This is a genomic window from Methylosinus sp. sav-2 (assembly GCF_004366495.1).
GTDB lineage: Bacteria > Pseudomonadota > Alphaproteobacteria > Rhizobiales > Beijerinckiaceae > Methylosinus.
Genome location: NZ_SOEJ01000006.1, coordinates 1 through 25,072 on the forward strand (window position 1 = coordinate 1; position 25,072 = coordinate 25,072).

A 25,072-nucleotide genomic window follows, 5' to 3' on the forward strand; every position below is an offset into this window, starting at 1 on the left:
GTTCGTCGCCGGCGACATGCCCTGATCGAACTCTCTGAAGGCTGAAAATATCGCCGGCCGGGCCTCGCGCCCGGCCGGTTTCTTTTTGCGCATTGGGCGCTTCGCGTCCCGGAGCAAGAACGCAGCAGTTATATCGCAATGCGATATATGCGGCGTTTGGACGCAGGAGAAATTGTCGCGTCCGCGCCCGAACACGCATAGAATTTATCCATAGAGTCTCACTCCGGCGGCGGTCTCGCACGAATGAGCTGGGCTGCGGCAAGTCGACGAAATAGCGATTTCAAATCGATTCCTTTTTGCACTAAGAAAAATCGGGACAAGCGAGGGCGAGGCGATCTCGCTCTCTCGAAGCTCGAAGCAAAAAAAAGACGACGCGGCGACCCTAGAGGCGCGCGTGGTCGGGAGGAAGGAAAGCGATGATCGTCCGATCCGTGAGACCGTGTCTATTGGCGCTTGCGCTGTTCTTCGCGTCCTTTGCCGCTACTCCGGCTCGCGCCGGCGGCGACGGACCGGAAGCGATGGTCATGGACAATATGTGCATGGTCATGTTCGGCTATGACATGATCCACATCACGGCCTATGAGGCCGAAGGCGCACGCGATCAATATTGCGACCATATTCCGATCGTCGGCCGGATCATCTTCACTTTCGATATCGCCAATCCGGATTTTCGCGATCTGCCGCTCGAGCTGCGCATCATTCGCGATCCGCTGACGCCGATCTCGGCCAATACGGATCTCGAGCCGCTCACCATCATTCATCTGCCGCCGAAGCTCTACAGGACCGGCACCTTCAATTTCGAGCACAAATTCACCGAAAAGGGTCATTTCATCGGCTATGTGACGCTCACCCGAGCGAATGGCGAGAAAGAGACCCAGCAGTTCAAATTCATGGTCGGCCAGACGCTGTGGTCCTTCGTGCCGCAGGCGCTCGGCGTCGTGCTGATCGCGCTGATGGTCGGCGCTTATTGGCGCCATAGCCACACCAAGCCGAAGGCTGCCGATCCTGCTGATGCGCTGAAGTCGTCGTGAACGCGACCGTCTTGAACGGATGCGGCCGACCGACCAGATCATGATACGAAAAGCAAATAATATAGGAGGAGCGACGATGAAGATGACGTTCGGAGCCGGCCTCGTGGCGGCATTTCTATGCATGAGCGCCGGCGCGGCCTTCGCTCATTCCTTTCTGGTCGACGCTTCTCCGTCGGCGAAGGATCACGTCGCCGCTTCGCCGAAGCTCGTGAAGCTGCGCTTCGGCGGCGGCGTCGAGCCCAATTATTCGACGATCGCGATCCTCGACGCCAATGGCAAGACCGTCGTCGAAGGCGCGAAGGGCGCGCCCGACAAGCCGCGCGAGCTGACGCTCGACGCGCCAGATCTGGCGGCGGGCAAATATGTCGTGAAATATCGCGTTCTCTCCTCGGATGGCCACATCGTCGAGGGGAAATACGAGTTCACGGTGGACGCTCACTAAGTCTGGCTCAGAGCAGCTTTAAAAAATGTCGGGCGGCGCCGATCGGCGGGGCGCCGCGCCGTGCTCGCGAGCGTAACGGAAGTCGAAATCAATGGAATTGGCGACGCTTCGCTTCGTGGAGAGCGTTCTTTCCGCTCTCGCCGTCGGACTATTGCTGCTGCCGCGCCTCGTAGAGGAGGACGGCGAGCGCTTCAAAAAAGCGATCGCGGGCGCCGCGGTCCTGCGCCTGCTGTTCGGCTTCGGCCTCATCGTGGCGACGGCGCGCGCCATCATCCCCGCCGGCCGTCCGGTCGATGCCGACGCGCTGCTGCAGTTCATTTCCGGCACGGTGATCGGAAAGGCCTGGGTGGCGACGCAGATTCTCGCGGCGGTCTTCACTGTCGCGACGCTGGTGCGCCTGCGGATCTCCAATCTCTGGCTCGATCGCGCGACGCTCGGGCTCGGGCTCGCCGTGCTCGCGGTCGTGTCTGTCACTGGCCATGCGGTGGACGACAGCCTGCCGATCTACACGCAGCTGAGCTTCCCCTTCCACACACTGGCGGGCCTCACCTGGATCGGCGGCCTGCTCGGCCTCGTCTACTGGATGTTCACCGGCCGCGGAAAGCCGCCGGAGGTCGCCTGGCGTCTCGCCGAGCGCTGGTCGATGATCGCCAAGGGCGCGATGCTGATCGTGCTGATCAGCGGCCTCATCCTGGCATGGGAGACGGTCGGCAGCTTCGGCTTCATGCTGGCGACGCCCTACGGACGACTGCTCACAGTCAAATTGGCTCTGCTCTGCGCAGCGCTGCTGCTCGCTCTCTCGCTCGCGCGCTATCTGACGCTCGCCGAGTCCAAGAAGGGCTTCGATTTCGCCTGGTACAGCAAGATCGGCGGCATCGAGGGCGCGTGCGCGCTCGGCCTTTTGTTCATCGCAGGCTGGATCGCCACCATCACGCCGGCGGCGCATGAGACGAACGTCTATTGGCCGCTTCCTTTCCGCGTGACTTGGGCCGGCACATGGGGCCTCAAGGTCACGCCCTGGATCGATCCCACTTGGCAATGGGGCGTCGCCGGAGCGGCGCTGGCGGTCGTCGCCGGCCTCGCCTGGTTCGGGCCGGCGCTCGTCGCGGCCGTGGGGCTCACGCCTTTGCCGCAGCTCCGCGATTGGCGAAAATATTCGACCTCGGCGCTGGCGCTGGCGGCGGTGGTCTGCGGCACGGTCTCACTGTCGGTGCAGGCCTATCCCGAGACCTATACCGACCCGCCCATCGCTTACACGGCGGCATCGGTGAAGCGCGGCTATGAGACCTTCCAGGCCAATTGCATCGCCTGTCACGGCGTCACCGGCGAGGGCAATGGACCCATGGCCAAGGGTCTCAAGGTTCCGCCCGCCGATCTCACCGCGCCGCATGTCGCGACGCATACGCTCGGCGATATTTTTCACTGGCTGACCTATGGCGGACAAAGCGGCGTCATGCCGGCCTTCGGCGACGCGGTCACCGAGGACGAGCGCTGGGACCTCATCAATTTTCTCACCGTTCTGTCGAATTCCAACCAGTCGCGCTTCCTGAGTCCGAAGGGCGTCATCCCTTGGCTCGTCGCGCCCAATTTCGCGCTGGACGATCCCAAGGGCGAGATCGACGACCTCGAGAAGCTGCGCGGCGTGCCGACGCTCGTCTCCTTCGCGCGGTGCAAGCCGGAGGATGCGGATTTCGCCGATCGTGTCGCGAGTCTGAAAGTCGCCGCCGAGACGGTGAAGGCGATGGGCGCGCATCATGTCACCGATTATTTCGGCGAATGCCCGAATGATCCGAGCGCGCTGACGCCGAGCCATCCGGACGCCACAGAGCTCACTTATTCTCTCATCAATCATTATCTCGACGAGCCGGTCATCAATGAGATTCCGGAAGGTCATTTTCTGATCGATCGCTCCGGCTATGTTCGAGCCCGCTTCCGCCATTTCGGGACCGACGACGGCGCGGTCTCGCTGCTGAAGGCGCAGATCACGCTGACCGCGAAAGAGCCGATCGTCTATGTCTCGCCGCATCAGCACTGAGCGGCGAAGGAGTTGCGCGCAATTCGTCGCATGGTCGCGATGCGGCGGAACGGGGCCGCGAGAGCCTCGCCGAGAAAAGAGCGACGAATGCAGCCGACGAGCTTTCGTCGGGCAAGTAAGGGAGAACGCACATGATGATCAAGCGGCGTGATCTGTTGGCGGCTGGCGGCGCTCTATTGGGCGGCGCGGCGTGCGGCGTTTTGGCTCCGATGCGCGCGGCGCAGGCTCATGAATATGAGCTCGGCAAGCTGACGATCGAGCATCCCTGGGTGCGCGCGCCCAAGGACGGCGAGACCACTGCCTATTTCTACGCATTCGTCCACAATAAGGGCGGCGCCGACAAGCTCATTGCGGTGAAATCGCCGAACGTCGGCAAGGTTACCTTGCACGCCGACGCCAAGCACACCATCGCGGAAGGCGGCATCGCCATCGCGGCCAATAAGACGACGACGCTCTCGCCCGAAGGCGCGCATGTCGTGCTCGCCGAGGTCAAGAAGATCAACCCCGTCGGCTGGGGCATGGAACTCGTTCTCGTCTTCGAGAAGGCGGGTGAAGTGACGGTCGACGCGGCGGTCGATGCGCCCGACGCCAAGCATGCGCATGACGCCGAGGCGATGCAGCGATGGGAAAAGGCACATCCGGAAGGCGGCACGACGTCTCCGGCCGGCGGCGCTGAAGAGCACCACCACGACCATCACGACCATCACGATCACAAGGACGATCACAAGTCCATGGATATGAAGTGACCCTGGAGACGTAGAGGTCTGACGCGCGGTTCGGCCATTGCCGGGCCGCGCTTCTTTATGCTCAGTCGGCCGAATCCAAAGAGAGAAGGCGACCGGAAAAATCGCTCGCGTCGGAGGAGACGGCGGGCGTCGGCGGCGAGCTGCGTGGGGCGTTGAGCGGCAGAGCGAAGCCCAGGATAAAGGCGGCGAGCGCCATTGCCGCGACCAGGAAAAGAGAAACCCTGAATTGACGCCGCGCCGATTCCGGATCGAAGCTATGCGTAAAAGCCGGCTCCATGCGGTTTTCGAACTTATCCACCAACGACATGACGCACCCTCTCCGGGACGCTCCCCCGAACGTCCGACGCGTCGCGACCGCTCCCACGATCGCTCGGCGAATGATAAACGGCGGCGCCGGCCAAAAAGTTTCACGCCTCGAGCAGCGGGCGCCGGTTTTTTTCGCGAGATGAATTTTTTGTGGTCGTCAGGCCGGCGATCGTAGCGACGCAGTGGCGCCTGCGTGGCGAAAACATGCCTCGCGCGAATTTGACAGAATTATCGCGAACAATGCGGCCATTGTGATCGCGCCGAGAGGCAGAGACGTCGCCGTTGCCACGGGGCGCGCCGCGAGCGGAATGATGAAAGCCGCGGTGAGAGCGCTTTTCATATAGGGACCGAAGCCGCGTTCGAGCCCAAAGGAGACGAGCAGCGCGAAGGCGGGCGCGAGCGCCGTCATATCGTAGTCGAGACAATAGGGCGTCGTGAGGAATGTCGCGACGATCGCGCCGGCGGCCTTGGCGCGATAATCGGCGCCGCTGCGCCACAGCCAGACGAGCGCGGCGAGAGTCGTCGCCGTGGCCAGAGTCTGCGCGGCATAGGCCGTCGCTATATCGGCGCCGAGCAGGCGCGCCGCTGCGAAGACGCTCTGGATTTTCGGAAAGCCGGCCGCGCCGCGTTCGACGACGAGATCGCGCGTGACGTCGAGATTCTGAACAAAGGCGATCCAGCTTTCTGGGCCGAAGAAGAAGAGGCTGGCGAGCGTCATCACGAGGAGCGAGGCGGCGGCCGAAGCGAGCGCGCGCCAATGGCCGCCGACGATGAGCGCGACCGGCAGCGCGAGCGCGAATTGCGGCTTATAAGCGAGCAGCGCGAAGCAGAGGCCGGCGAGCGCCGGCCGGCGCGGCAGCGCCAGAAAGCCGAAGCCGAGCAGGGCCGCGGTCAAAAAGCCGTTCTGCCCATGGCCGAGATTGACGAGCGTCGCCGGAAAGGCGAGCGCGAGAAGCGCGACGCGCCCGGGTGGCGCCGCGCCGCCATGCATGAGCGCGAGCACGGCGATGAGATAGAGGGCGAGCGTCGTCATCTGCCAGACGGCGAGCGCTTCGAGATAGGGAAGATGCGCGAGCGCCGTCGCCGGGGCGAGGAAATAGGGCGGGTAATGCCAGCCATAGACGTCGCTGCCGGCGCCGAATTCGGCGCGCTGCTCGGCGATGTGGCTTGCAAGATCAAAGGGCTGTTCCGGATGGCCGCGCAAGGTCTCGAGGCCGGCGACCCACACTTGGCTGAAATCCGTGCCGAGCGGATGGCCATTGGCGTCGAAGCGGCCCTTTGCCGTCATCAGCACGGCCGCGACACAGCCGATCGCGAGCAGGAGCAGCATCGCCGGATAGACGCGCAGACGCTCTTCGTCGAGCCAATCGCCGCTGCACAGCTTTTCCCACATGTTCCGCGCCTCTCCACGGCTCGAGGTGAAGTCGAGCGTCGCAATTCTACGGAGGAGAGGTTAAGCGCTTCGTTTCGACGCGGGGGCGGCGGGCTGATTTTCGATTGCCCCGCACGTCCGCCGCGTCTATCTTCGACCTGATTGTGCACCGCACACATGCCCAGAGGAGCTCCCCAAATGGCCTTCATCGCCGACGCTTTGTCACGCGTGAAACCTTCCGCCACGATCGCCGTGACGCAGAAGGCGCGTGATCTCAAAGCGCAGGGCAGGGAGGTCATCTCGCTCTCGGTGGGCGAGCCGGACTTCGACACGCCGACGCATATTTGCGACGCCGCCGTCGAGGCGATCCGCCGCGGCGAGACGCGCTATCCGCCGGTGCTCGGCATTCCGCAGCTGCGCGAGGCGGTGGCCAAGAAGTTCAAGCGCGAGAACGGCCTCGACTACAAGGCCTCGGACGTCATCGTCGCCACCGGCGGCAAGCACATCCTCTTCAACGCCTTTCTGGCGACGATCAATCCCGGCGACGAGGTGATCGTCCCGGCGCCCTATTGGGTCAGCTATCCGGAGATGGTCGCCATTTGCGGCGGAACCACTGTCTTCGTCGACACGACGATGGAGCATGGCTTCAAGCTGCAGGCGGCGGACCTCGAGCGCGCCATTACGCCGCGCACCAAATGGCTGGTGCTGAACTCGCCCTCCAACCCGTCCGGCGCGGCCTATACGCATGACGAGCTCAGCCAAGTCGCCGAAGTGCTGCTGCGCCATCCGCAGGTGCATATTCTCACCGACGACATCTATGAACATCTCGTCTATGGCGATTTCAAATTCGCCACCATCGCGCAGGTCGAGCCCGGCCTGTTCGACCGCACGCTGACGATGAACGGCGTCTCCAAAGCCTATGCGATGACCGGCTGGCGCATCGGCTTCGCCGCCGGCCCGGCGCCGCTCATCAAGGCGATGGATATGCTGCAGGGCCAGCAGACCTCCGGCGCCTGCTCAATCGCGCAATGGGCGGCGCTCGCGGCGCTGGAAGGTCCGCAGGATCATCTCGCCGTGTTCCGCAAAGCGTTCCAGGAGCGGCGCGATCTCGTCGTCTCCATGCTCGGCCAGGCGAAATATCTGCAATGCCCGTCGCCCGAGGGCGCCTTCTATGTCTTCCCCTCCTGCAAGGAGGCGATCGGCCGCAAGACGCCGGAGGGCAAGGTGATCGCGAGCGACGTCGATTTCGTCACCGCTCTGCTGGAGGCGGAGGGCGTCGCCGTGGTGCAGGGCTCGGCCTTCGGCACGGGACCGAATTTCCGCGTCTCCTATGCGGCGTCCAATGCGACGCTCGAGGACGCCTGCACGAAAATTCAGAGGTTCTGCGCGAGCTTGACGTAAATGGCCGAGGCGACAAATCGCGAGCGCGACCTATCGATCCTGCGCTCCGACCTTCGCGCGTTCGAATTGCGCGTGACCGCGAGGCTCGGCGGCCTGACGATCTTCGCGACCGCAATCATCCTCGTGGCGCTTTGGCATTTGCCGCGCGCGCACTGAACTTCTCGACGAGAGGACAGTGAGAAGATTATTTGACGGCGGCGACGCATCGCGCCGCCGCCGTATGAAACTGTCTTACTTCGTCGCGGCCTCGTAGAGCTCCTCGACATATTCCCAATTCACGAGATGCTCGAGGAAGGCCTTGAGGAAGTCGGCGCGGCGATTGCGGTAGTCGATGTAATAGGCGTGCTCCCACACATCGGCGACCAGCAGCGGCTTGGCGCCGAACACCAGCGGGTTCTCGGCGTTCGGGGTCTTGCGCACGGCGAGCTTGCCGTCCTTGATCTCGAGCCACACCCAGCCCGAGCCGAACTGGCCGAGACCCTGGGTCTGGAACTCTTCCTTGAACTTGTCGACCGAGCCGAAGGACTCGACGATCGCCTTCTCGACCTTGGCGGGAATCGCGCCGCCGCCATTGGGCTTCAGCCACTTCCAATATTCGGAGTGGTTGTAGATCTGCGCCACATTGTTGAAGATCGGCACGTTCTTGCCGTAGGAGGCGACGATGATCTCCTCGATCGGCTTGCCCTCGAACTCGGTGCCTTTGATCAGATTATTGGCGTTGGTGACATAGGTCGCATGATGCTTGTCGTGATGATACTCGAAGGATTCCTTCGACAAATAGGGCTGCAGCGCATCATAGGCGTAGGGAAGGTCGGGAAGGGTGAAGCTCATATTCCTTGCTCCTGACTTGGGTTCGCGAGCGCAGCATTCTCCGCTCGCCTCTACCTAGAACCCGGCAGGGCTCCAAGCAATCTCGCACGGCCGCAGTCTAACAATTTTCGTGCAAAGCTCGGACGACAAGCGCATTCCGGGCGCGAAAAAAGCCCGCCCGATCTTCGATCGGACGGGCTGTGGTCATTTCGCCTGCGAGGCTGTGGTCATTCCGCCTGATGGAGGGCGGTCTGCTCCGGCTGCGCTCCGCGCCGCCAGGCCACCAGCCACAGACCGGCGGTCAGTCCGAGGAAGCCGATCCCGTAGAGGACATATTCGATCGTGTTCCACAGGCTGAGCACGCCGACGCGGAAGGGAAAGCGCGAGCTCCACTCATGCCCGTCGCGATCGGCGACGGTGATGATGGCCACATAATTTCCCGGCTCCTTGAAGTCATGCTCGAAGGTCATGGTGGCGTTGTTATGAATCTTCGGCGGCGCGTAGAACTCCGGCGCCGCGGCGTCGCTTCCGTCCTTGACGATGCGCACGCCAATGGCGATGTCGCGTACATCCACGGCCGGGCCGGCAGGCGCAGCGGCCTCCCGATTCTGGGCCATGTAGGAATCCGGCTGGCGACCGGAATCGATGGCCGTGAGCGCGATCACCGTCGGGCCGGTCCGGGCGATGTCGTCGCAGAACTCCTCCGGCTCGCCTTTTCGCTGATAGCCGATGAAATGCACCTTCACCGGACCGACTGTCGTCACGCATTCGTCCTGCTCGAGCTTTACCCCGCCATGCGCGAAAGCAGAACCCGCTGTCGCCAAAGCGAAGAGAAAGCTCAGTGCGAATATATTACGCCTCGATGAGCGCGTATCCATGGTTTCGACTCCCCTGAGATAGGCGGATCGTTGCCGACTTTCCTCCTGGAGACATTGGTCTCCATTATTGATGTCTGTATCGGCGTCACCGAATTCCATGTGACGTTACGACGCAGAAATATTGTTTTCTAAAGGGTTGAATATCATCTTTGGGGGCCGGTCACGGCGCGTGCGGCGTTTCTCCACACTCGCGCCGGAATTCTCGCGCGGAATGCGTGCATGGAATGCTTGGCGAAAACCGTCGGCGCGACCCGCGAGCGGGCGTGCTAACAGATGGCGGGCGACGATTCTCGCGCGTGATCTCGTCGCCGGTTGCACGGTCGCCATGCGAGAGGAAGAGGCGGAACATGCGGAGCGTCTGGTTCTTTCGGCTGACGCGTTGGGGCGTCTTGGGGCTCGGCGTCGCGCTCACGACTTGGGGCGTGGCGGCGATGTTCGAAGGCTGGGACAAGATCCAGATCGAGCGCGGCTGGAGCCTGTTCATCTCGGGCGCGGTGGCTCTCTCGGGCGGCGTGGTGACTTTGGCGATCGTCGCCGCTCTGTCGCGTCTCGACCATGCGCTCGCGACATTCGCTCCGCAGGCGGCGCGCATCGCGCCGGCGCCCGTGATTTCGCAGCCGGCCCTCGCGCCGGAGATGGAGCCGCCGCCGGCGATGGCCCCGCCGACAGCCATGGCGCCGCCGCCTGGCTTCGAGGCCTATGCGCCCAAGCGCTATGTCGAGGCGGAGCCGGTCGAGGTCGACCGCTATGAGAATGGCGGCGCGCTCTATGTGATGTTTTCCGACGGCTCGGTCGAGATTCGCGGCGAGGGCCGCGTGCGGCGCTTCGCCTCGCTCTCCGAGCTGCGAGCGCAGGTCAACGCCTGACTCGGTTTTCAGACCGCCAGTGAGATCGTCACCGGCACATGGTCGGAGGGGCGCGTCCAATTGCGCGCCTCGCGCAGCACATGCATCTGCTCGAGCGCGCCGGAGAGCGCCTCGCTCGCCCAAATGTGATCGAGCCGGCGGCCGCGGTCGGATTTCTCCCAATCCGAGGCGCGATAGCTCCACCACGTATAGAGCTTCTCCTCCTTGGGCACGAAGCGGCGCATCGTGTCGATCCAGCGCCCGGCCTCGACCACGCGGCCGAGCTTCTCCACCTCGATCGGCGTGTGGCTCACCACTTGGAGCAGCGCCTTATGGCTCCAGACGTCCTGCTCCAGCGGCGCGATATTGAGGTCGCCGACCAGCACGACGCGGCCGTCGGTCACGCGATCACGCTGAATCCATTCCGCCATCTCGTCCAGAAAATCGAGCTTATGGGCGAATTTCGGATTGATCTCGCGATTAGGCTCGTCGCCGCCGGCCGGCACGTAGAAATTATGGATCGTGACCGGCGCCCCGCCATTGGGGACGCCGACCGACACATGGCGCGCGTCGCCTTTCTCGCAGAAATCGCGCGTCTCTAATAGCTCCAGCGGCTGTTTCGAGACGATGGCGACGCCGTGATAGCCCTTCTGGCCATTGATGGCGAAATGCTCATAGCCGAGCGCGCGAAAATCCGAATAGGGAAATTCGGCGTTGCGGCACTTGGTCTCCTGCAGGCAGATGACGTCCGGCGCGTGCTCCTTCAAGAATTGCGCGACGATCGGCATGCGCAGGCGCACGGAATTGATGTTCCAGGTGGTGATCTTCATCCGTTTGTCTTCTCGAGAGGGAAAATCCGCGCCGCCATATCGTCAGCCGCCGCTGCTGCGGTCGCCGAACAAGAAAGGCGCCACATCGGCGACGCCGGGCGGCTTTTCGGCGCTGAAGGGCATGGGCCGGCAGACCGCCATGGCCGAGAGGCCGACGCGCGCGGTCAATAGGCCGTTGAGCACGCCCTCGCCGAGCTTGGCGGAGAGCTTGGCGGCGATGCCATGGCCGACCACCTGCTGTAGCAGCGAATCGCCGATGGCGAGCCCGCCGGTGATGGCGAGATGCGCGCCGACCGAGCGCGCGAGCTTGAAGAAGCCCAGCATTCCCGGCCGTCCGCCATAGATTTCGGCGATGCGGCGCATCAGCCTTATCGCCTGCGCGGCGACGAACAGAACGTCGAGCAGCGCGCGTGGGCTGACCGTGGTGACGATGGAGACGCGCTTGGAGGCGTCGGCGATCTCGCGCCGCGCCTGCGCGTCCAGCGGATGCGCGAGATGGCGCTCGGCGAGATCGACGAGATCGCGCCCGTCGATGATCTGCTGCGAGAATTCCAGCACCAGCGCGCGCGCCCGGCCGGTTTCGGGGCGGTCCTCATAGAGCTTGCACAGCTCCTTCACATGCTCGCGCGCGGCTTTGATGTCGTCGCGCAGCCGCGCATCGGCGAGGGCGATATGCAGCTTGGCGATGCGATTCTGCCGCGCGATGGCGGCGATCTCCTTGGTCAGCATCGCCGCGGCGGCGACGAGCGCCAGGCCGGCGAGCGCGAGCCCGACAGTTCCGAGCATGGCCGAATGCGCGAAGAGATCCTCGACCAGATTGGTGAGCCACATGCCGCCGGCCAGCGACAGCAGCCCCGCCACGGCCGAGATGAACAATCCGCCCCAGGAGACCAGCATGCTGCGCAGCACGCCGCGCTTCTGCGCGGCCTCGATCGCCTTCTCCCCCTCGACGAAACCGCGCGGCGCCGCCTCGGCCTCGAGCGCGAAGACGTCGATCTGCGCCTCGAAGACGCTGGGCTGGACTCGCTCCGCCTCCAGCGGCTTCGCGCTCTTGGGGGGAACGATCTGCTCGCCGTCGAGGCGGAAGGCGCGCGGGCGCGGTCTGCGTTCTGGTTCCGTCATCTCTGTCGCTTCGATGGCGCTTCGCCCCGCAGCTTTCTAGCGCATGGCAAACCGCTCCGCCCGTAAAAATTGCCGCCTGCGCCGAGCTCTCGACAGAAATCATCGGGGGCGGGGCCGTCCCGCCCCGGCTCAGGCCGGCGCCCAGGCCTGCCGCGCGGCGAGCTTCTCGTTCTGCTCGAGCGCGCGCAGCCGCGCCGGGCGATTCTCCAGGCCGCCCCAATAGGCTTCGAACTCCGGCCGCTTCTCCAGCACGCCGAAGCGCATGCCGAAGCCGATCATCGAGCCGAGATAGACATCGGCCGCGCTGAAGGCGTCGCCGGCGATATAGCGCCGTCCCGCCAGCGCTTTCGCCAGAGTGTCCAGCACGGCGGCGTATGAGCCGTAGCCGAAGCTCCGCTGCCTGTCCGCGGCCGGGTCCCAGCCGACGGAATGATTGCTCATCGCCGGCTCCACGCAGCCGGCGGCGAAGAACAGCCAGCGATAATAGGCGCTGCGCTCGGCCGTCGGCGGCGCGAGGCCGGCTTGCGGAAACGCATCGGCGAGATAGGCGCAGATGGCCGCGGCCTCCGTCACCACCTTGTCGCCGTGGCGGATCGCCGGCACCTTGCCCATTGGATTGATCGCGAGGAACTCGGGCGATTTGATCGAGGTGCCATATTCCTCGATCTCGATGGAATAGGGCGCGCCGATCTCCTCGAGCAGCCAATGCACGATCATGCCGCGCGATTGCGGATTGGTGTAGAAGACGATCTCGGACATGGAATTTCCTTTTGTGGTCGAGGACGCCGCACGTCCATAAGCCGTCACGCTGTCAGATTCTGTCAGCATCGAGCGACGCCACTCCTTTTGCAGCGTCTGGCGTCGGCGCGGCGGGCGCTCCTCCAGCATTTCCGCCGCCTCGATGCGATCCGCGCGGAAATGGCGAAAATCGCCTCTCAGCTCGCACCAGGCGACGAGCACGCGGGCGGATTCGAAAAAGCCCAGCGCGACCGGCCAGACGACGCGCCTCGTGCGCGCGCCTTTGCCGTCGGCGTAGGAGATGGCGAGCTTGCGCTCCTCACGCAGTGCGCGGCGCAACAGCTTCAGCTCGGCGACATGCGCTCGCGACCAAGGCGGGCCGACGATCAGCGCATCGTCCTGCGCGCGCGACCGTCCTTGCGGGAGAACGGCGGATATTTTCGCCATCGCGCTCTGCGCCGCGCGCGAAAGTCCGTCATCGGTGCGCTGCGCCACCCATTTGGCGCCGAGCTCCAGCGCCTCGATCTCTTCCTCCGAGAACATCAGCGGCGGCAGCAGAAAGCCGGGCCGCAGGACATAGCCGACGCCGGGCTCGCCCTCGATCTCCGCGCCCATCGCCTGCAGCGCGGCGATGTCGCGATAGAGCGTGCGCAAGGAGACGCCGGCCGCGCGTGCGAGCTCGGCGCCGCTGACCGGGCGTCGGCGCCCACGCAGGAGCTGCAAGAGTTCGAAGAGGCGGCCGGCGCGCGACATGGGCCGCGAAGCTAGCACGGGACGGGTGGCGGATCGCGCCCCTATTCCTTCGGCGGATAGGGCGGCTTGAGCTGGCTCGCCAGCAGCGCGACGAGGCCGGACTGTCGGCCGACGCCGGTTTTGGCGAACACGCTCTTGAGCTGGCTGCGAACGGTCGCGGGCGTCGTGCCCTGACGGCGGGCGATCTGTTCCAGCGACAGGCCCGAGACGATTCCGCTGGCGACGCAAGTCTCGGCGGCGGTGAGATCGAAGAGGCCGCGGATCACCGTGGCGTCGGGCGCTTGGCGGAGCGCTATGGGCGCGACCACCAGAAGCGCGCATCCGCCGTCGAAGAGATCGCGCGATTCGCCCGCCATCGGAATGAGATGGACGACCGCGGCGTCGCCGTCGCGGCCGCGGGCCGGAAAGGAGCGCGCCGTCGTCGCAGCGAGGCTCGACACATCGGCGAGCGCGCGCCGCAGCATGCCATTGGCGGCGGAGTCGGCGAGAGCGACGCGGTCGTCGGGCAGCCATTTGACATGAGGCGTCATCTTCTCGATGAGCGAATTGGCGGCCAGGGCGCGCCCGCGCGCGTCGAGAGCGGCGGCCGGGAGGCCGATCAGCGCGAGCGCCTCGGTGGCGGCGCGCAGCCGCTCGAGCCGCCAGCGCGCCGCGAGAAAGCCGGCGCGCGCGAGATGCGGACGAAACGCGTCGAGCCGCGCGATATCGGCGGCTGTGAAGGCCGGCTGGTCGATGCGTCGGCTGATATGAACCACCACGAAATCCTCTGTCGGCATGGGCATGGCCGTGGCGGCGGCATGGCCTATGCCATTGGGGGTTCCCCAATGCGTCATCACCGGATCGGCGAGCCATTCCTCCGGCGTGAACACTGTCGCGGCGTCGATGAATCCCGCCCTGTCGGCGGCGAGCAGCCTTATGGGCGCCTCGCTGCGCGCGCTGGCCGGCGACCGCAGATAGTCGTCGACGCCGACCATTGCGGGGGAATGGCGCCAGCCGACCCAGGAGTCGCTGCGCCGCGTGAGAATGATTCCGCCGGCGGCGTCCGCCGAGGCGGCGAGCTCGTGCATCGCGCGCGGCCAGAGATCGGGATCTGTGGCGGCGCGATAGATGAGCTCGACGAGGCTTTCGAAATCGATCATGGCCGGGCTCGAATATGAATTTTCGAAATGAGAAAACCAAGCTTGGGCGGACGTCGAAGCAGCTTTCGCGCCAGCGCGGGGCGTCTCGCATTTCGGCGCCGCTTCGCGCTCGGCTTGCGGCGAGCGGCGCGCTCGATTAGTTTGCGCGCCGCGTTCGGCGAATGGCGCCGGCGGCGCGGCGCGGGTCTTTCTCCTTGGCGTTTTCTCCTTTTCCAGAGCTCGGCGCGCTGGCGGTCGGCTATCTGCTCGGCTCGATCCCCTTCGGCCTTTTGCTGACGCGGCTCGCGGGGACGACCGACATTCGCTCGATCGGCTCCGGCAATATAGGCGCGACCAATGTTCTGCGCACCGGGCGCAAGGATCTCGCCGCGGCGACTCTGCTGCTCGATGCGCTCAAAGGCGTCGCCGCCGCGCTCATCGGCGCGCTAATCGCGCCGGACGGCGCCGTCATCGCCGCGGCGGCCGCTTTTATCGGCCATATCGCGCCCGTCTGGTTGCGCTTTCGCGGCGGCAAGGGCGTCGCGACATTCTTGGGCGCGCTGTTCGGAATCAGTTGGCCAGCGGGCCTCGCTTTCGCGGCCATCTGGCTGTCGATGGCGGCGCTGTTCCGCTACTCCTCGCTCTCGGCGCTGGCGGCGAGCCTCGCTTCGCCGCTCGTTCTCGCGGCGATGGGCCATGGTCGCGAGGCCATCGTCTTCGCGGTCATGGCGGCGCTGCTGTGGTGGAAGCATCGCGACAATATTCGCCGCCTGCTCTCCGGCAATGAGAGCCGTATCGGGCAGAAGGCATGAGCGCTTCCTCCTCCGCGACGCGCTTGACGGAGGAGCAGCTCTTTCATTGGCTGCGGCTCATTCGTTCGGAGAATGTCGGGCCGCGCACCTTTCGCCAACTCGTCAATAAGTTCGGCGGCGCGCAGGCGGCGCTGGAGGCGCTTCCAGATCTGCTCGCGCGCTCCGCCCATGGGCGCATGATCCGCATCGCCGAGCCGGACGACGTGCGCGCCGAGATTGAGCGCTCGGCCAAGCTCGGCGTGCGCTTCGTCTCGCTCGGCGACGCCGATTATCCTCAGCCGCTGCGCGCGATAGAGGCGGCGCCGCCGCTGCTTGCGCTGCGCGGCTCGGCGGAAATCCTGTCGCGTCCTTGCGTCGCCATCGTCGGCTCGCGCAACGCCTCGGCGGCCGGGCTCACCTTCGCCGAGCGTCTGGCGCAGGGCCTCGCGCGGGAAAATTACGTCATCGTCTCAGGCCTCGCGCGCGGCGTCGATCTCTCGGCCCATCGCGCGAGCCTCGCGGCGGGAACCATCGCCGTCCTCGCCGGCGGTCATGCGCGGCCCTATCCCAATGAGCATCGCCCCTTGATCGAGGAGATCATCGCGCGCGGCGGCGCAGTGGTGACGGAAATGCCGCTCGAATGGGAGCCGCGCGGGCGCGATTTTCCACGCCGCAATCGCATCGTCTCGGGCCTGTCGCGCGGCGTCGTGGTCGTGGAGGCGGCGCGCCGCTCCGGCTCGCTCATCACCGCGCGCTTCGCCATGGAGCAGGGCCGCGAGGTGTTCGCCGTTCCCGGTTCGCCGCTCGATCCGCGCGCCGAAGGAACCAATGATCTGCTGCGCCAGGGCGCGACGCTCTGCGCCGGGGCGGAGGATGTCACCCGTGCGCTCGCCGCCGGCGCCGGCAGGCAGGGCGATCTCTTCGGCGAAGGGGAGGGCGCGCCCAAGGAGGAGCCGTTCTGGGAAGAGATGGACGATCTCTTCTCGTTGCAGGAACGGGCGCCGAATTTCATGCATGAGCGCGTCGCTCCCATCGCGCCGCAGCCGGAGAGCGCGCCGATCGTCGCTGCGCCGACGCGAGAGGCGGAGACGGTCGATCCGCTCGCGCGCGTCATGGCGCTGCTCGGCCCGTCGCCGGTCGCCATCGACGATCTCGTGCGCGCCGCTGGTCTTCCCGCGCGCGAGGTCAACGCCGCGCTGCTGGAACTCGATCTCGCCGGGCGGCTCGCGCGCCACGGCGCCAATCTCGTCTCGCTGGCTTGATTTGAGGCTTTATGCGCGGCCGCGGGAGTCGGCGGCGCGCTCGCGTGATTTCGTCTCGGCCTCGACGCGCGCCAGATTGAGGAAATAGGCGAGCATGGTGAGATCGGACCGGTCCGCCATCGTCGCCAGCTCGCCCGCCATTTGCGCGATATAGACAGCGAGAGAAGCCGTCGATGCTTCTTGCGCGTCCATCTCGTCGGAAGTTGCTTTTGCGCTCTTCGACATCGGCTCCTCGCATCGGCGCATTGGATGGCGGCGGCGATACAGATATTCAACTTACAGTCGTAAAATGCCTCGTCGCCGACAGCTTGTCAACGCGACCGCAGCTATGTCGTCACGATTTTTTGCCTTGAACGCCATGCCTCTAGAGGCAAAGGCGGACGCCCTCGCAAAGCGGCGCAATACAACTAAAAGTTTTCATATCGAGGCCCCTCCGGCGCGGCGGGAGCGTTAACGGAGGGTTTTTTTTGACGCTCGATGGTCTGGACGGCCGGTAAGCGCGCCTTAGTTCCCCTTCACCTGGGCCGCGCTTCTCTCAGCGGAGCGACGGCATGATCGGGAATTTTTCAAAAGAGGCGCGAGTTGAGCGACCGATGAGTTGGGGGACTGATATGTGCGTTGGCTTCTCTTCACCGACCGCGCTCCTCCCGGCGCATCTGGTCGTCTGCGCCGTCGCGTCTGCCGTCACTGATTGAACGTCTGCGTCGGCGCGGATCGCGCCGTGACGAAAGGTTCCGGTCGCCCGCTGCGGGCGGCGGGAAAGGGGGGGCGAGAGCCACGAGGAGGCTTGGGTCATGAGCAAGGTTGTGAAGTTGTCTCTGCTGGGCGCCGCTGGCGCCGTGATCGGCATCGCCGCGCCGGGCGTCGCTCTGGCCGGTCCGGTCGGAATGGCGAATGTGGCGTCCGTGTCGCTTCCGGCGGCGACGGACGAGGTCCATTATCGTCGCATTCATGCGGGCCGTTCCGCCCACTATTGCCCGCCGCGTCGCATCGAGCACCGCACCGTCTATGTGCGTCGCATCATCGAGCGCCGCACCGCCTACTATCCGATGTATGAGCGTCGCACGGCCTATGTCGCGGCTCCGGTGGCGACGGCTGTCGCCGTGCCGGTCGTCGCGGCGACCTACGCCTATCCCTCCTATGGATATGGCTATGGCGGCCCGGGCATCATCGGCGCCGGCGCCGGTCTTCTCGGCGGCGCGCTGAACATCGGCTTCGGCGGCGGCGGCTGGGGCGGCGGTTGGGGCTGGGGACGTCGCGGCTGGTGGTGAGCCGGCTCGTCTAGCCTCCCGTAGCGAGGCGCCCCAGCCTGTCTAGGGCGCCTTGCAGAATATAGGCCGCGGCCATTCTGTCCACGACCTCGGCCCGCTTTGCGCGCGAGACGTCCTGCGCCAGCAGCTCTCTGGTGACGGCGGCGGTGGAAAGCCGCTCGTCCCAGAAGGCGTAGGGCGTGCGGCGCATCGCGTCGAAATTGCGCATGAAGGCCCGCGTCGCTTGCGCGCGCGGGCCTTCAGAGCCGTCCATGTTGAGCGGCAGGCCGACGATCAGCGCGGCGATCTCATGCTGCGCGATCAAGGCGGCGAGCCGTTCGGCGTCCTTGGTGAATTTCACGCGGCGGATCGTCTCGAGCGGCGTCGCGAGGCGGCGCTCGACGTCCGACAGCGCGAGCCCCACGGTCTTCGTTCCGACATCGAGCCCGATCAGCCTGCTTTTTTGCGGCAGCAGAGCGGCGAGCTCCTCGAGCGTCTTTGGTCCGGCGGTCATGCCGATTGGCCTAGCACGACGCGCGGCTTTCTGGAAATCCGGCGCGCTCGTTGCATCACGGGCGGACGCGCGCATTGCGCCCTCGAAGCCGCGAGTGGTATAGCGCGCGGGACGAAGTCGGAACGGAGCTCCATAAAATGTCCGTCGATCAGGCGACTGTCCGCCGCATCGCCCATCTCGCGCGCATCGCCGTCGAGGACCAAGAGGTCGAGCGCCTCGGCGCGGAGCTCAACGCAATATTGGATTTCGTCGCCGAGCTTTCGAGCGTCGACGTCGAAGGCGTCGAGCCTTTGACCTCCGTTCTGCCCATGCAAATGAAGAAACGGCAGGACGTCGTCACCGACGGCGGCTTCGCCGACGCCATTCTGGCCAATGCGCCGGAAAAGGACGACCATTATTTCGTCGTGCCCAAGGTCGTGGAATAGACGCCTTCCGCAAAGACGAGCGACGCCTGCCACATGCGGGCCTTTGAATAAGACACGAACGAGCGAAACGCATTCATGTCCGATCCTACGCATTTGTCCCTCGCCGAGGCGCGCGACGCGCTCGTTGCGAAGAAGCTGTCGGCGACGGAGCTGACCAAGGCCCATATAGAGGCGATAGAGAAAGCGCGCGCGCTCAACGCTTTTCTCACCGAGACGCCCGAGCTCGCGCTCGAAGCCGCGCGCGACAGCGACGCGCGCATCGCGCGCGGCGAGGCGCGCCCGCTCGAGGGCCTGCCGCTCGGCATAAAGGACCTCTATTGCACCAAGGGCGTGCGCACCACGGCGGCGAGCCGCATCCTCGACGATTTCACGCCCACTTATGAATCGACTGTCTCCGCCAATCTGTGGCGCGACGGCGCGCTGATGCTGGGCAAGCTGAACCTCGACGAATTCGCCATGGGCTCCTCCAATGAGACCAGCGCCTTCGGCCCGGTCGTCTCGCCCTGGCGGCGCAAGAAGGGCGAGGGGTTCGATGACGCCAAGATCGTTCCCGGCGGCTCCTCGGGCGGCTCTTCGGCGGCCGTCGCCGCGCGATTGGCGCTCGGCGCCACGGCGACGGACACGGGCGGCTCCATTCGCCAGCCGGCGGCTTTCACCGGCACTGTGGGCATAAAGCCGACCTATGGCCGCTGCTCGCGCTGGGGCATTGTCGCTTTCGCCTCCTCGCTCGATCAGGCGGGGCCGATCACGCGCACGGTCCGCGACGCGGCCATCATGCTGCGCTCCATGGCCGGCCATGATCCCAAGGACACGACCAGCGTCGATGCGCCGGTTCCCGATTATGAGGCGGCGATCGGCGCCTCGGTGAAGGGCCGCCGCATTGGAATTCCCAAGGAATATCGTATCGGCGGCGGCGCCGAGATCAATGCGCTGTGGGATCAGGGCGTCGCCTGGCTTCGCGACGCGGGCGCGGAGATCGTCGAGATTTCTCTGCCGCATACGCGTTTCGCTCTGCCGGCCTATTACATTATCGCTCCGGCGGAGGCCTCCTCCAATCTCGCGCGCTATGACGGCGTGCGCTACGGCCTGCGCGAGAAGGGCCGCGACATCGCCGACATGTATGAGAAGACGCGCGCCAAAGGCTTCGGGGCCGAGGTGCGTCGCCGCGTGATGATCGGCGCCTATGTGCTCTCGCACGGCTATTACGACGCCTTCTATGTGCGCGCGCAGAAGATCCGCAGCCTCATCAAGCGCGATTTCGACGAGGCTTTCGCGGCCGGCGTCGACGCCGTGCTGACGCCGGCGACGCCTTCCACCGCTTTCGCGCAAGGCGAGAAGGGCGCGGCCGATCCGGTCGAGATGTATTTGAACGACATTTTCACCGTGACGGTGAACATGGCCGGCCTGCCGGGCATTGCGGTGCCGGGCGGCCTCGGCGCCGACGGCTTGCCGCTCGGCCTGCAGCTCATCGGCCGCCCCTTCGACGAGGCGACCTTGTTCTCGCTCGCCGCGGCGCTGGAGAGCGCGGCGCCGAAGATCGATTTCCCGCAGCCCTGGTGGACAGACGCGAAATGACGCGCAGAGCAGAGGCCGCAAAGCGCGAACCGCGCGACGAAATGTCGGACGTGCGCGCCACCATAGACGCGCTCGACGACGAGCTCGTCGCTCTGCTCGCCCGCCGCCAGCGCCAGATCGAGCGCGCCGCCGCGGTGAAACCCTCGCTCGGCATTCCGGCGCGCGTGCCAGAGCGTGTGGACGAAGTGCTGGCGCGCGTCGCCGCGGCGTCGCAGCGCGAGGGGCTCGAGACCGAGCTGGGCCAATCGCTGTGGCGCGCGCTGATCGAATGGTCGATCGGCTATGAAGAGCGGCTGATGGGCGATCGCGAGCAAAGCGAGACGCCGTCCGGCGCCTGAGCCGTCATTGCTGGGAGCGGAGCGGCGACGACGCGATCGAGGGTCCATCGGCCCCTGGATTGCTTCGCCCTCGGCTCGCAATGACGAGCGTCGATCTTAGATGTAAGCTTCCCTCAACGATAGACACGGTTCGAGGACGAAAGACATGAACACGCGCGAGACGCAGCCGAGCAAGCTCCTCAAAGGCGCGACCGGCGACTGGGAAGTCGTCGTCGGCATGGAGATTCACGCCCAGGTGACGAGCAAGGCCAAGCTCTTCTCCGGCGCTTCCGCGGAATATGGCGGCGAGCCCAATAACCATGTCTCGCTCGTCGACGCGGCCATGCCGGGCATGCTGCCGGTCATCAATGAGGAATGCGTCAAGCAGGCCATTCGCACCGGGCTCGGCCTGCAGGCGCAGATCAATCTGCGGTCCGTCTTCGATCGGAAAAATTATTTCTATCCCGATTTGCCGCAGGGCTATCAGATTTCCCAGTACAAGCATCCGATCGTCGGCGAGGGCGAGGTCATCGTCGATGTGACGCCCAGCGAGCGCATCACCGTCGGCATTGAGCGTCTGCATCTCGAGCAGGACGCCGGCAAGTCCATCCATGATCTCTCGGCCACCGAGAGCCATGTGGACCTCAACCGTTCCGGCGTCGCGCTGATGGAGATCGTCTCCAAGCCGGATATTCGCTCGGCGGAGGAGGCGCGCGCCTATGTCTCCAAGCTGCGCACCATTCTGCGCTATATCGGCTCCTGCGACGGCAATATGGAGCAGGGCTCGCTGCGCGCCGACGTGAACGTCTCCGTGCGCAAGCCCGGCGCGCCCTTCGGCACGCGCTGCGAGATCAAGAACGTCAACTCCATCCGCTTCATCGGCCAGGCGGTCGAGGTGGAGGCGCGCCGCCAGATCGGCATTCTCGAGGATGGCGGCGTCATCGCTCAGGAGACGCGCCTCTTCGATCCCGGCAAGGGCGAGACGCGCTCCATGCGCTCCAAGGAGGAGGCGCACGACTATCGCTATTTCCCGGACCCCGATCTGCTGCCGCTGGAATTCGATCAGGCCTATGTCGACGCGCTGAAGGTCGAACTGCCGGAGCTGCCAGACGAGAAGCGCGCGCGCTTCGTCGCCGATTACGGCCTGCCGCCCTATGACGCCGGCGTGCTCGTCGCCGAGCGCGCGAGCGCGGACTTCTTCGAGGAGGCGGCGAAAGGCCGCGACGCCAAGCTCGTCGCCAATTGGGTGATCAACGAGCTGTTCGGCCGCCTCAACAAGGAGGGGCTCGACATTACGCGTTCGCCCGTGTCCGCTGCGGCGATCGGCGCCATCGTCGATCTCATCTCCACCAGCGTCATCTCGGGCAAGATCGGCAAGGATCTGTTCGAGATCGTCTGGCAGGAAGGCGGCGATCCGCGCGAGATCGTCGAGACGCGCGGCTTGAAGCAGGTGACGGACACTGGCGCGATCGAGAAGGCGATCGACGAGATCATCGCCGCCAATCCCGACAAGGTCGCGCAAGCCAAGGCGAAGCCGACCATGCTCGGCTGGTTCGTCGGCCAGGTGATGAAAGCGACCGGCGGCAAGGCCAATCCGCAAGCCGTCAATGAGTTGCTGAAGAGCCGTCTCGGCGTCTGAGACACTTCCGACAGAGCCGAAACTCGAATCACCGGCGGCGTCGATTCGATCGAATCGACGCCGCGCGATGGCCGCAGCGCGGCTTTCGCGAGACGCGGCGCGCGCGCTGCGCACAATTTTTTTTCACATGGTTAGCAGCGCTGCGAGAGCGCGCGTGACGAGCTTCGCAGAGGCGGCGCCGGCGTCGTCGCGCATGCGTCGAGACATGCGAAGCGATCGGCGCGGAGCGTCGGCGACAGCGTGAAACGAAAGCGCAAAATCGCGCTTCGTCATGCGCGCATCGTCGCGCGAATGCGTTACGCGCAATTGCGCGCATCTCCTAGTCATTGAAGAAAAACAATAGATTGAATGGCCTCGTCGACGGTCGCGCGGAGTGCGTGGACATTTCGAGGAGGCGTCGTCGTCGATGCGCGACGCGCCTTTCGAGCGCTGTCGAGATCGCTTTCGACATGCGTCTTCCGCGCTGCGTCTTACGCCTTCATCGACATGCGTCGCGGCGTTCATCGGCGCGCGCATTCGCTGCTGTCGCGCGCTATGCGACATCGCATTCGCGAGCAATTCGTGAAAGCGCCACTTGAACGACTGGTTAACCACGTTACGCTATTGCGGCCTATTGTCGGTCATAGCGACATTCCGACGATATGGATCAAGGGGACTGAAGATGGCGAAACCAACGACGAAGCGTAAGCCTGCGAAAAAGGCGGCCGCGAAGAAGGGTGCTCGTAAGACTGCGACCAAGAAGGCGGCGACCAAGAAGGCCGCGACCAAGAAGGCCACCGCCAAGAAGGCTACGCGCAAGGCCGCTTCGAAGAAGGTCGCCCGCAAGACCACGCGCAAGACGGCGACGAAGAAGCGCGTTGCGACGAAGAAGCGCGTTGCGACCAAGAAGCGCGTCGCCACGAAGAAGCGCGTCGCGACGAAGAAGACCGCCACGAAGAAGGCCGTGCGCAAGGCGCCCGTCAAGCGTCGCGCTCCGCGCAAGGCCAAGGAAACTCCTCCGGCTCCCGAAAGCTCGGAAGCGGTCTGACGAAAGACCCGCGGCCGAAACGCGTTCGCCATGCGCAGCCGATCCACCTCGCATCGTGAACGCGTTTCGCAGCACTTCTCTCGCCCGGGCCGGCTCGGCCCGCGCTCCTTGCTCCTGCTGATCGGCTTTCTTTCTCTCGCGCTTTTCCGGCCGACCTCGACGCGAGGTCCGCGACGGCGGGCGAGACCGCTCCCTCAGGCCATCAACGGGTGAGACATCTGGTCGCGAACTCGCGCCAGCTCGTTCCCGCCGTTCGACCTTCCTGCCGGATCTTCATCCATTGTGTGGCGCATTGGCGCATGCGCTCGCGCGAGGCGCGCGGCAGCGAGGGCGGCGGCGTCGATGTGTCGAGCGGCGGCAGCTCCTGCGGCGGCGCGGGCGGCGTCTCTACCGCCGGCGGCTGCGGCGCGCGCTGCTCTGGCGGACGTCGTGGCGGCGCAGGCGCGCGCGTCGCGCGGCGCGCGGCTGCGTGCGGCGGACGTTCGCTAGCAGACTGTGGCTGAGGCGCTGCGACGACAGCGGTCGCGAGCGCGCAGAGCGAGGCGACGATCGCCGCAAAGGCGCTCCGCGATGAAGAGAGAGCGCCGGAGTTCACGCGTTCCGCCATCGGCTCCCATTGCTCGTCGCGCCGCATCCGCGGATGAGAGCGCGGCGTCGGACGTGAGGACGGCTCTAGACCGGAAGGCGGCAGGGCGTCAATGTTCGGAGGTTTCGCAGTCTTCCCATTGCGACGAGCGCCATGCTACGCACGCTTCGCCGCCGTGCGCGTTTTCCGTGACGCGGCTGCGCTGGAGGTCGCGCCAATGAAATCTCCCGGAAACAAATTCGCCGACGCCTCCGCGCGGCTCGCGCTCACCGCGCGCCCGCGCCGCAATCGCAAGAGCGAATGGGCGCGCCGCCTCGTGCGCGAGACCAGGCTCTCCGCCGACGATCTCATCTGGCCGCTGTTTCTGCTCGACGGGGCAGGGCGCTGCGAGCCGATCGCCTCCATGCCGGGCGTCTATCGCTATTCGATCGACACGGCGCTGGAGGCGATAGAGGAGGCGGCCTCGCTCGGCGTGCCGGCGGTGGCGCTGTTTCCCAACACTGATCCGGCGCTGCGCGATCCGCATGGCTCGGCCGCGCTCGATCCCGAAAATCTCGTCTGTCTCGGCTGCCGCGCGATCAAGAAAGCGGTTCCGGGCATAGGGATCATCACCGATGTCGCGCTCGATCCCTATACGAGCCATGGTCATGACGGGCTGCTCGTCGGCGATGAGATCGTCAATGACGAGACCGTCGCCGTGCTGACGGCGCAGGCGGTCAATCAGGCGCGCGCCGGCGCTGATGTCATCGCGCCCTCGGACATGATGGATGGCCGCATCGGCGCGATCCGCGCCGCGCTCGACGCCGAGGGCTTCGAGAATGTCCAGATCATGAGCTACGCCGCCAAATACGCCTCGGCCTTCTACGGACCGTTCCGCGACGCCATCGGCACCAATAAGACTCTGCGCGGCGACAAGCGCACCTATCAGATGGACCCCGCCAATAGCGACGAGGCGCTGCGCGAGGTGGCGCTCGATCTCGAGCAGGGCGCCGATATGGTGATGGTCAAGCCGGGCATGCCCTATCTCGATATTGTGCGACGCGTCGTCGACGCCTTTCATGCGCCGACCTTCGCTTATCAGGTGTCGGGCGAATATGCGATGATCGAGGCCGCCGCCGCCAATGGATGGCTCGACGGCGAGCGCGCGATGATGGAGAGCCTCACCGCTTTCAAGCGCGCGGGCGCCGCGGGCGTTCTCACTTATTACGCGCCACGGGCCGCCGCCTTGCTGCGCCGCGGCTGAAGCCGCGGCGAGAACT

27 protein-coding genes are annotated in these 25,072 nt (G+C 65.4%); 16 read left to right on the plus strand and 11 right to left on the minus strand.

Going from position 1 to position 25,072, the window contains the following annotated elements; all coding sequences use genetic code 11:
* Positions 1–518: 518 nt before the first annotated feature.
* The 4 genes from EDE12_RS11945 to EDE12_RS11960 all read left to right on the plus strand — a co-directional run bounded on the left by EDE12_RS11945 (position 519) and on the right by EDE12_RS11960 (position 4,254).
* A complete protein-coding gene (locus tag EDE12_RS11945; RefSeq protein WP_245275770.1) occupies positions 519–1,031 on the plus strand; it encodes a hypothetical protein in 513 nt (170 codons plus the stop codon).
* A 76-nt stretch (positions 1,032–1,107) separates the two neighbouring features.
* The gene (locus tag EDE12_RS11950) at positions 1,108–1,473 is read left to right on the plus strand and encodes a copper resistance CopC family protein (RefSeq protein WP_024880168.1); all 366 of its coding nucleotides are present in this window, start codon (positions 1,108–1,110) and stop codon (positions 1,471–1,473) included.
* 91 nt (positions 1,474–1,564) lie between these two features.
* Positions 1,565–3,508, plus strand: a complete 1,944-nt coding sequence (locus tag EDE12_RS11955; protein ID WP_026598804.1) for a c-type cytochrome — start codon at positions 1,565–1,567, stop codon at positions 3,506–3,508.
* 131 nt (positions 3,509–3,639) lie between these two features.
* Entirely contained in the window at positions 3,640–4,254 is a 615-nt protein-coding gene (locus tag EDE12_RS11960) for a copper chaperone PCu(A)C (protein WP_026598803.1), read from the plus strand.
* A 61-nt stretch (positions 4,255–4,315) separates the two neighbouring features.
* On the opposite strand, the gene EDE12_RS11965 is transcribed toward EDE12_RS11960, so the two are convergent.
* On the minus strand, positions 4,316–4,618 hold the full coding sequence (locus EDE12_RS11965; protein ID WP_245275769.1) for a hypothetical protein: 303 nt from the start codon (positions 4,616–4,618) through the stop codon (positions 4,316–4,318).
* Between the two features lie 99 nt (positions 4,619–4,717).
* Complete coding sequence (locus EDE12_RS11970) at positions 4,718–5,953, minus strand: glycosyltransferase family 87 protein (protein WP_036290940.1); 1,236 nt, start codon at positions 5,951–5,953, stop codon at positions 4,718–4,720.
* A 177-nt stretch (positions 5,954–6,130) separates the two neighbouring features.
* Between EDE12_RS11970 and EDE12_RS11975 the strand changes: the two genes are divergently transcribed.
* Both EDE12_RS11975 and EDE12_RS21870 read left to right on the plus strand, forming a co-directional pair.
* Positions 6,131–7,333 (plus strand): pyridoxal phosphate-dependent aminotransferase, encoded by a 1,203-nt coding sequence (locus tag EDE12_RS11975; RefSeq protein WP_026598802.1) that lies wholly within the window; start codon positions 6,131–6,133, stop codon positions 7,331–7,333.
* The gene (locus EDE12_RS21870) at positions 7,334–7,489 is read left to right on the plus strand and encodes a hypothetical protein (RefSeq protein ID WP_157198941.1); all 156 of its coding nucleotides are present in this window, start codon (positions 7,334–7,336) and stop codon (positions 7,487–7,489) included.
* 75 nt (positions 7,490–7,564) lie between these two features.
* On the opposite strand, the gene EDE12_RS11980 is transcribed toward EDE12_RS21870, so the two are convergent.
* Positions 7,565–8,164 carry a superoxide dismutase gene (locus EDE12_RS11980; protein ID WP_024880160.1) on the minus strand — a complete coding sequence of 200 codons (600 nt, stop codon included), beginning with the start codon at positions 8,162–8,164 and terminating at the stop codon, positions 7,565–7,567.
* A gap of 206 nt (positions 8,165–8,370) precedes the next feature.
* Complete coding sequence (locus EDE12_RS11985) at positions 8,371–9,021, minus strand: hypothetical protein (RefSeq protein WP_026598801.1); 651 nt, start codon at positions 9,019–9,021, stop codon at positions 8,371–8,373.
* A 347-nt stretch (positions 9,022–9,368) separates the two neighbouring features.
* Between EDE12_RS11985 and EDE12_RS11990 the strand changes: the two genes are divergently transcribed.
* Positions 9,369–9,887 (plus strand): hypothetical protein, encoded by a 519-nt coding sequence (locus EDE12_RS11990; protein WP_024880158.1) that lies wholly within the window; start codon positions 9,369–9,371, stop codon positions 9,885–9,887.
* A gap of 8 nt (positions 9,888–9,895) precedes the next feature.
* On the opposite strand, the gene xth is transcribed toward EDE12_RS11990, so the two are convergent.
* The 4 genes from xth to EDE12_RS12010 form a co-directional block, all read right to left on the minus strand.
* The gene (xth, locus tag EDE12_RS11995; RefSeq protein WP_026598800.1) at positions 9,896–10,696 is read right to left on the minus strand and encodes an exodeoxyribonuclease III; all 801 of its coding nucleotides are present in this window, start codon (positions 10,694–10,696) and stop codon (positions 9,896–9,898) included.
* 42 nt (positions 10,697–10,738) lie between these two features.
* Positions 10,739–11,818: a TIGR01620 family protein gene (locus EDE12_RS12000; protein ID WP_026598799.1), complete on the minus strand. Its 1,080-nt coding sequence runs from the start codon at positions 11,816–11,818 to the stop codon at positions 10,739–10,741.
* Between the two features lie 129 nt (positions 11,819–11,947).
* The gene (locus EDE12_RS12005; protein ID WP_026598798.1) at positions 11,948–13,309 is read right to left on the minus strand and encodes a WYL domain-containing protein; all 1,362 of its coding nucleotides are present in this window, start codon (positions 13,307–13,309) and stop codon (positions 11,948–11,950) included.
* A gap of 41 nt (positions 13,310–13,350) precedes the next feature.
* Positions 13,351–14,448, minus strand: a complete 1,098-nt coding sequence (locus EDE12_RS12010) for a helix-turn-helix transcriptional regulator (protein WP_026598797.1) — start codon at positions 14,446–14,448, stop codon at positions 13,351–13,353.
* A 161-nt stretch (positions 14,449–14,609) separates the two neighbouring features.
* Here EDE12_RS12010 and plsY point away from each other — a divergent pair, with 161 nt between their 5' ends.
* Positions 14,610–15,239 (plus strand): glycerol-3-phosphate 1-O-acyltransferase PlsY, encoded by a 630-nt coding sequence (gene plsY, locus EDE12_RS12015; RefSeq protein WP_051592495.1) that lies wholly within the window; start codon positions 14,610–14,612, stop codon positions 15,237–15,239.
* Positions 15,236–16,480, plus strand: a complete 1,245-nt coding sequence (dprA, locus tag EDE12_RS12020) for a DNA-processing protein DprA (RefSeq protein WP_026598795.1) — start codon at positions 15,236–15,238, stop codon at positions 16,478–16,480. The genes plsY and dprA overlap by 4 nt, the downstream gene beginning before the upstream one ends.
* A gap of 9 nt (positions 16,481–16,489) precedes the next feature.
* On the opposite strand, the gene EDE12_RS12025 is transcribed toward dprA, so the two are convergent.
* Positions 16,490–16,705 (minus strand): hypothetical protein, encoded by a 216-nt coding sequence (locus EDE12_RS12025; protein WP_245275768.1) that lies wholly within the window; start codon positions 16,703–16,705, stop codon positions 16,490–16,492.
* 569 nt (positions 16,706–17,274) lie between these two features.
* Here EDE12_RS12025 and EDE12_RS12030 point away from each other — a divergent pair.
* Complete coding sequence (locus EDE12_RS12030; RefSeq protein ID WP_026598793.1) at positions 17,275–17,751, plus strand: hypothetical protein; 477 nt, start codon at positions 17,275–17,277, stop codon at positions 17,749–17,751.
* A 10-nt stretch (positions 17,752–17,761) separates the two neighbouring features.
* Here EDE12_RS12030 and ruvX read toward each other — a convergent pair whose 3' ends face one another.
* A complete protein-coding gene (ruvX, locus tag EDE12_RS12035; protein WP_026598792.1) occupies positions 17,762–18,244 on the minus strand; it encodes a Holliday junction resolvase RuvX in 483 nt (160 codons plus the stop codon).
* 137 nt (positions 18,245–18,381) lie between these two features.
* Between ruvX and gatC the strand changes: the two genes are divergently transcribed.
* The 5 genes from gatC to EDE12_RS12060 all read left to right on the plus strand — a co-directional run bounded on the left by gatC (position 18,382) and on the right by EDE12_RS12060 (position 23,227).
* The gene (gene gatC, locus EDE12_RS12040; protein ID WP_026598791.1) at positions 18,382–18,669 is read left to right on the plus strand and encodes an Asp-tRNA(Asn)/Glu-tRNA(Gln) amidotransferase subunit GatC; all 288 of its coding nucleotides are present in this window, start codon (positions 18,382–18,384) and stop codon (positions 18,667–18,669) included.
* A gap of 75 nt (positions 18,670–18,744) precedes the next feature.
* Entirely contained in the window at positions 18,745–20,244 is a 1,500-nt protein-coding gene (gatA, locus tag EDE12_RS12045; RefSeq protein WP_026598790.1) for an Asp-tRNA(Asn)/Glu-tRNA(Gln) amidotransferase subunit GatA, read from the plus strand.
* A complete protein-coding gene (locus tag EDE12_RS12050; protein WP_051592494.1) occupies positions 20,241–20,582 on the plus strand; it encodes a chorismate mutase in 342 nt (113 codons plus the stop codon). Before gatA ends, EDE12_RS12050 begins: the two co-directional genes overlap by 4 nt.
* A gap of 145 nt (positions 20,583–20,727) precedes the next feature.
* Positions 20,728–22,200, plus strand: a complete 1,473-nt coding sequence (gene gatB / locus EDE12_RS12055) for an Asp-tRNA(Asn)/Glu-tRNA(Gln) amidotransferase subunit GatB (protein ID WP_026598788.1) — start codon at positions 20,728–20,730, stop codon at positions 22,198–22,200.
* A gap of 661 nt (positions 22,201–22,861) precedes the next feature.
* Positions 22,862–23,227 carry a hypothetical protein gene (locus tag EDE12_RS12060; RefSeq protein WP_024880142.1) on the plus strand — a complete coding sequence of 122 codons (366 nt, stop codon included), beginning with the start codon at positions 22,862–22,864 and terminating at the stop codon, positions 23,225–23,227.
* Between the two features lie 202 nt (positions 23,228–23,429).
* Here EDE12_RS12060 and EDE12_RS12065 read toward each other — a convergent pair whose 3' ends face one another.
* Positions 23,430–23,834 carry a hypothetical protein gene (locus EDE12_RS12065; protein ID WP_134188093.1) on the minus strand — a complete coding sequence of 135 codons (405 nt, stop codon included), beginning with the start codon at positions 23,832–23,834 and terminating at the stop codon, positions 23,430–23,432.
* A 196-nt stretch (positions 23,835–24,030) separates the two neighbouring features.
* Here EDE12_RS12065 and hemB point away from each other — a divergent pair, with 196 nt between their 5' ends.
* Positions 24,031–25,056 carry a porphobilinogen synthase gene (hemB, locus tag EDE12_RS12070; protein ID WP_026598787.1) on the plus strand — a complete coding sequence of 342 codons (1,026 nt, stop codon included), beginning with the start codon at positions 24,031–24,033 and terminating at the stop codon, positions 25,054–25,056.
* The last annotated feature ends 16 nt before the right edge of the window (positions 25,057–25,072 follow it).

Coding starts and splice junctions, on each gene's coding strand:
- EDE12_RS12025 (WP_245275768.1), bottom strand. CDS start 16,705: ATGTCGAAGAGCGCAAAAGCAACTTCCGACGAGATGGACGCGCAAGAA.
- EDE12_RS11985 (WP_026598801.1), bottom strand. CDS start 9,021: ATGGATACGCGCTCATCGAGGCGTAATATATTCGCACTGAGCTTTCTC.
- EDE12_RS11970 (WP_036290940.1), bottom strand. CDS start 5,953: ATGTGGGAAAAGCTGTGCAGCGGCGATTGGCTCGACGAAGAGCGTCTG.
- gatB (WP_026598788.1), top strand. CDS start 20,728: ATGAACACGCGCGAGACGCAGCCGAGCAAGCTCCTCAAAGGCGCGACC.
- EDE12_RS11980 (WP_024880160.1), bottom strand. CDS start 8,164: ATGAGCTTCACCCTTCCCGACCTTCCCTACGCCTATGATGCGCTGCAG.
- EDE12_RS21870 (WP_157198941.1), top strand. CDS start 7,334: ATGGCCGAGGCGACAAATCGCGAGCGCGACCTATCGATCCTGCGCTCC.
- xth (WP_026598800.1), bottom strand. CDS start 10,696: ATGAAGATCACCACCTGGAACATCAATTCCGTGCGCCTGCGCATGCCG.
- dprA (WP_026598795.1), top strand. CDS start 15,236: ATGAGCGCTTCCTCCTCCGCGACGCGCTTGACGGAGGAGCAGCTCTTT.
- EDE12_RS11955 (WP_026598804.1), top strand. CDS start 1,565: ATGGAATTGGCGACGCTTCGCTTCGTGGAGAGCGTTCTTTCCGCTCTC.
- EDE12_RS12030 (WP_026598793.1), top strand. CDS start 17,275: ATGAGCAAGGTTGTGAAGTTGTCTCTGCTGGGCGCCGCTGGCGCCGTG.
- gatC (WP_026598791.1), top strand. CDS start 18,382: ATGTCCGTCGATCAGGCGACTGTCCGCCGCATCGCCCATCTCGCGCGC.
- gatA (WP_026598790.1), top strand. CDS start 18,745: ATGTCCGATCCTACGCATTTGTCCCTCGCCGAGGCGCGCGACGCGCTC.
- EDE12_RS12000 (WP_026598799.1), bottom strand. CDS start 11,818: ATGACGGAACCAGAACGCAGACCGCGCCCGCGCGCCTTCCGCCTCGAC.
- EDE12_RS12065 (WP_134188093.1), bottom strand. CDS start 23,834: ATGGCGGAACGCGTGAACTCCGGCGCTCTCTCTTCATCGCGGAGCGCC.
- EDE12_RS12005 (WP_026598798.1), bottom strand. CDS start 13,309: ATGTCGCGCGCCGGCCGCCTCTTCGAACTCTTGCAGCTCCTGCGTGGG.
- hemB (WP_026598787.1), top strand. CDS start 24,031: ATGAAATCTCCCGGAAACAAATTCGCCGACGCCTCCGCGCGGCTCGCG.
- EDE12_RS11945 (WP_245275770.1), top strand. CDS start 519: ATGGTCATGGACAATATGTGCATGGTCATGTTCGGCTATGACATGATC.
- EDE12_RS11975 (WP_026598802.1), top strand. CDS start 6,131: ATGGCCTTCATCGCCGACGCTTTGTCACGCGTGAAACCTTCCGCCACG.
- EDE12_RS12010 (WP_026598797.1), bottom strand. CDS start 14,448: ATGATCGATTTCGAAAGCCTCGTCGAGCTCATCTATCGCGCCGCCACA.
- EDE12_RS12050 (WP_051592494.1), top strand. CDS start 20,241: ATGACGCGCAGAGCAGAGGCCGCAAAGCGCGAACCGCGCGACGAAATG.
- plsY (WP_051592495.1), top strand. CDS start 14,610: ATGGCGCCGGCGGCGCGGCGCGGGTCTTTCTCCTTGGCGTTTTCTCCT.
- EDE12_RS11960 (WP_026598803.1), top strand. CDS start 3,640: ATGATGATCAAGCGGCGTGATCTGTTGGCGGCTGGCGGCGCTCTATTG.
- EDE12_RS12060 (WP_024880142.1), top strand. CDS start 22,862: ATGGCGAAACCAACGACGAAGCGTAAGCCTGCGAAAAAGGCGGCCGCG.
- ruvX (WP_026598792.1), bottom strand. CDS start 18,244: ATGACCGCCGGACCAAAGACGCTCGAGGAGCTCGCCGCTCTGCTGCCG.
- EDE12_RS11990 (WP_024880158.1), top strand. CDS start 9,369: ATGCGGAGCGTCTGGTTCTTTCGGCTGACGCGTTGGGGCGTCTTGGGG.
- EDE12_RS11950 (WP_024880168.1), top strand. CDS start 1,108: ATGAAGATGACGTTCGGAGCCGGCCTCGTGGCGGCATTTCTATGCATG.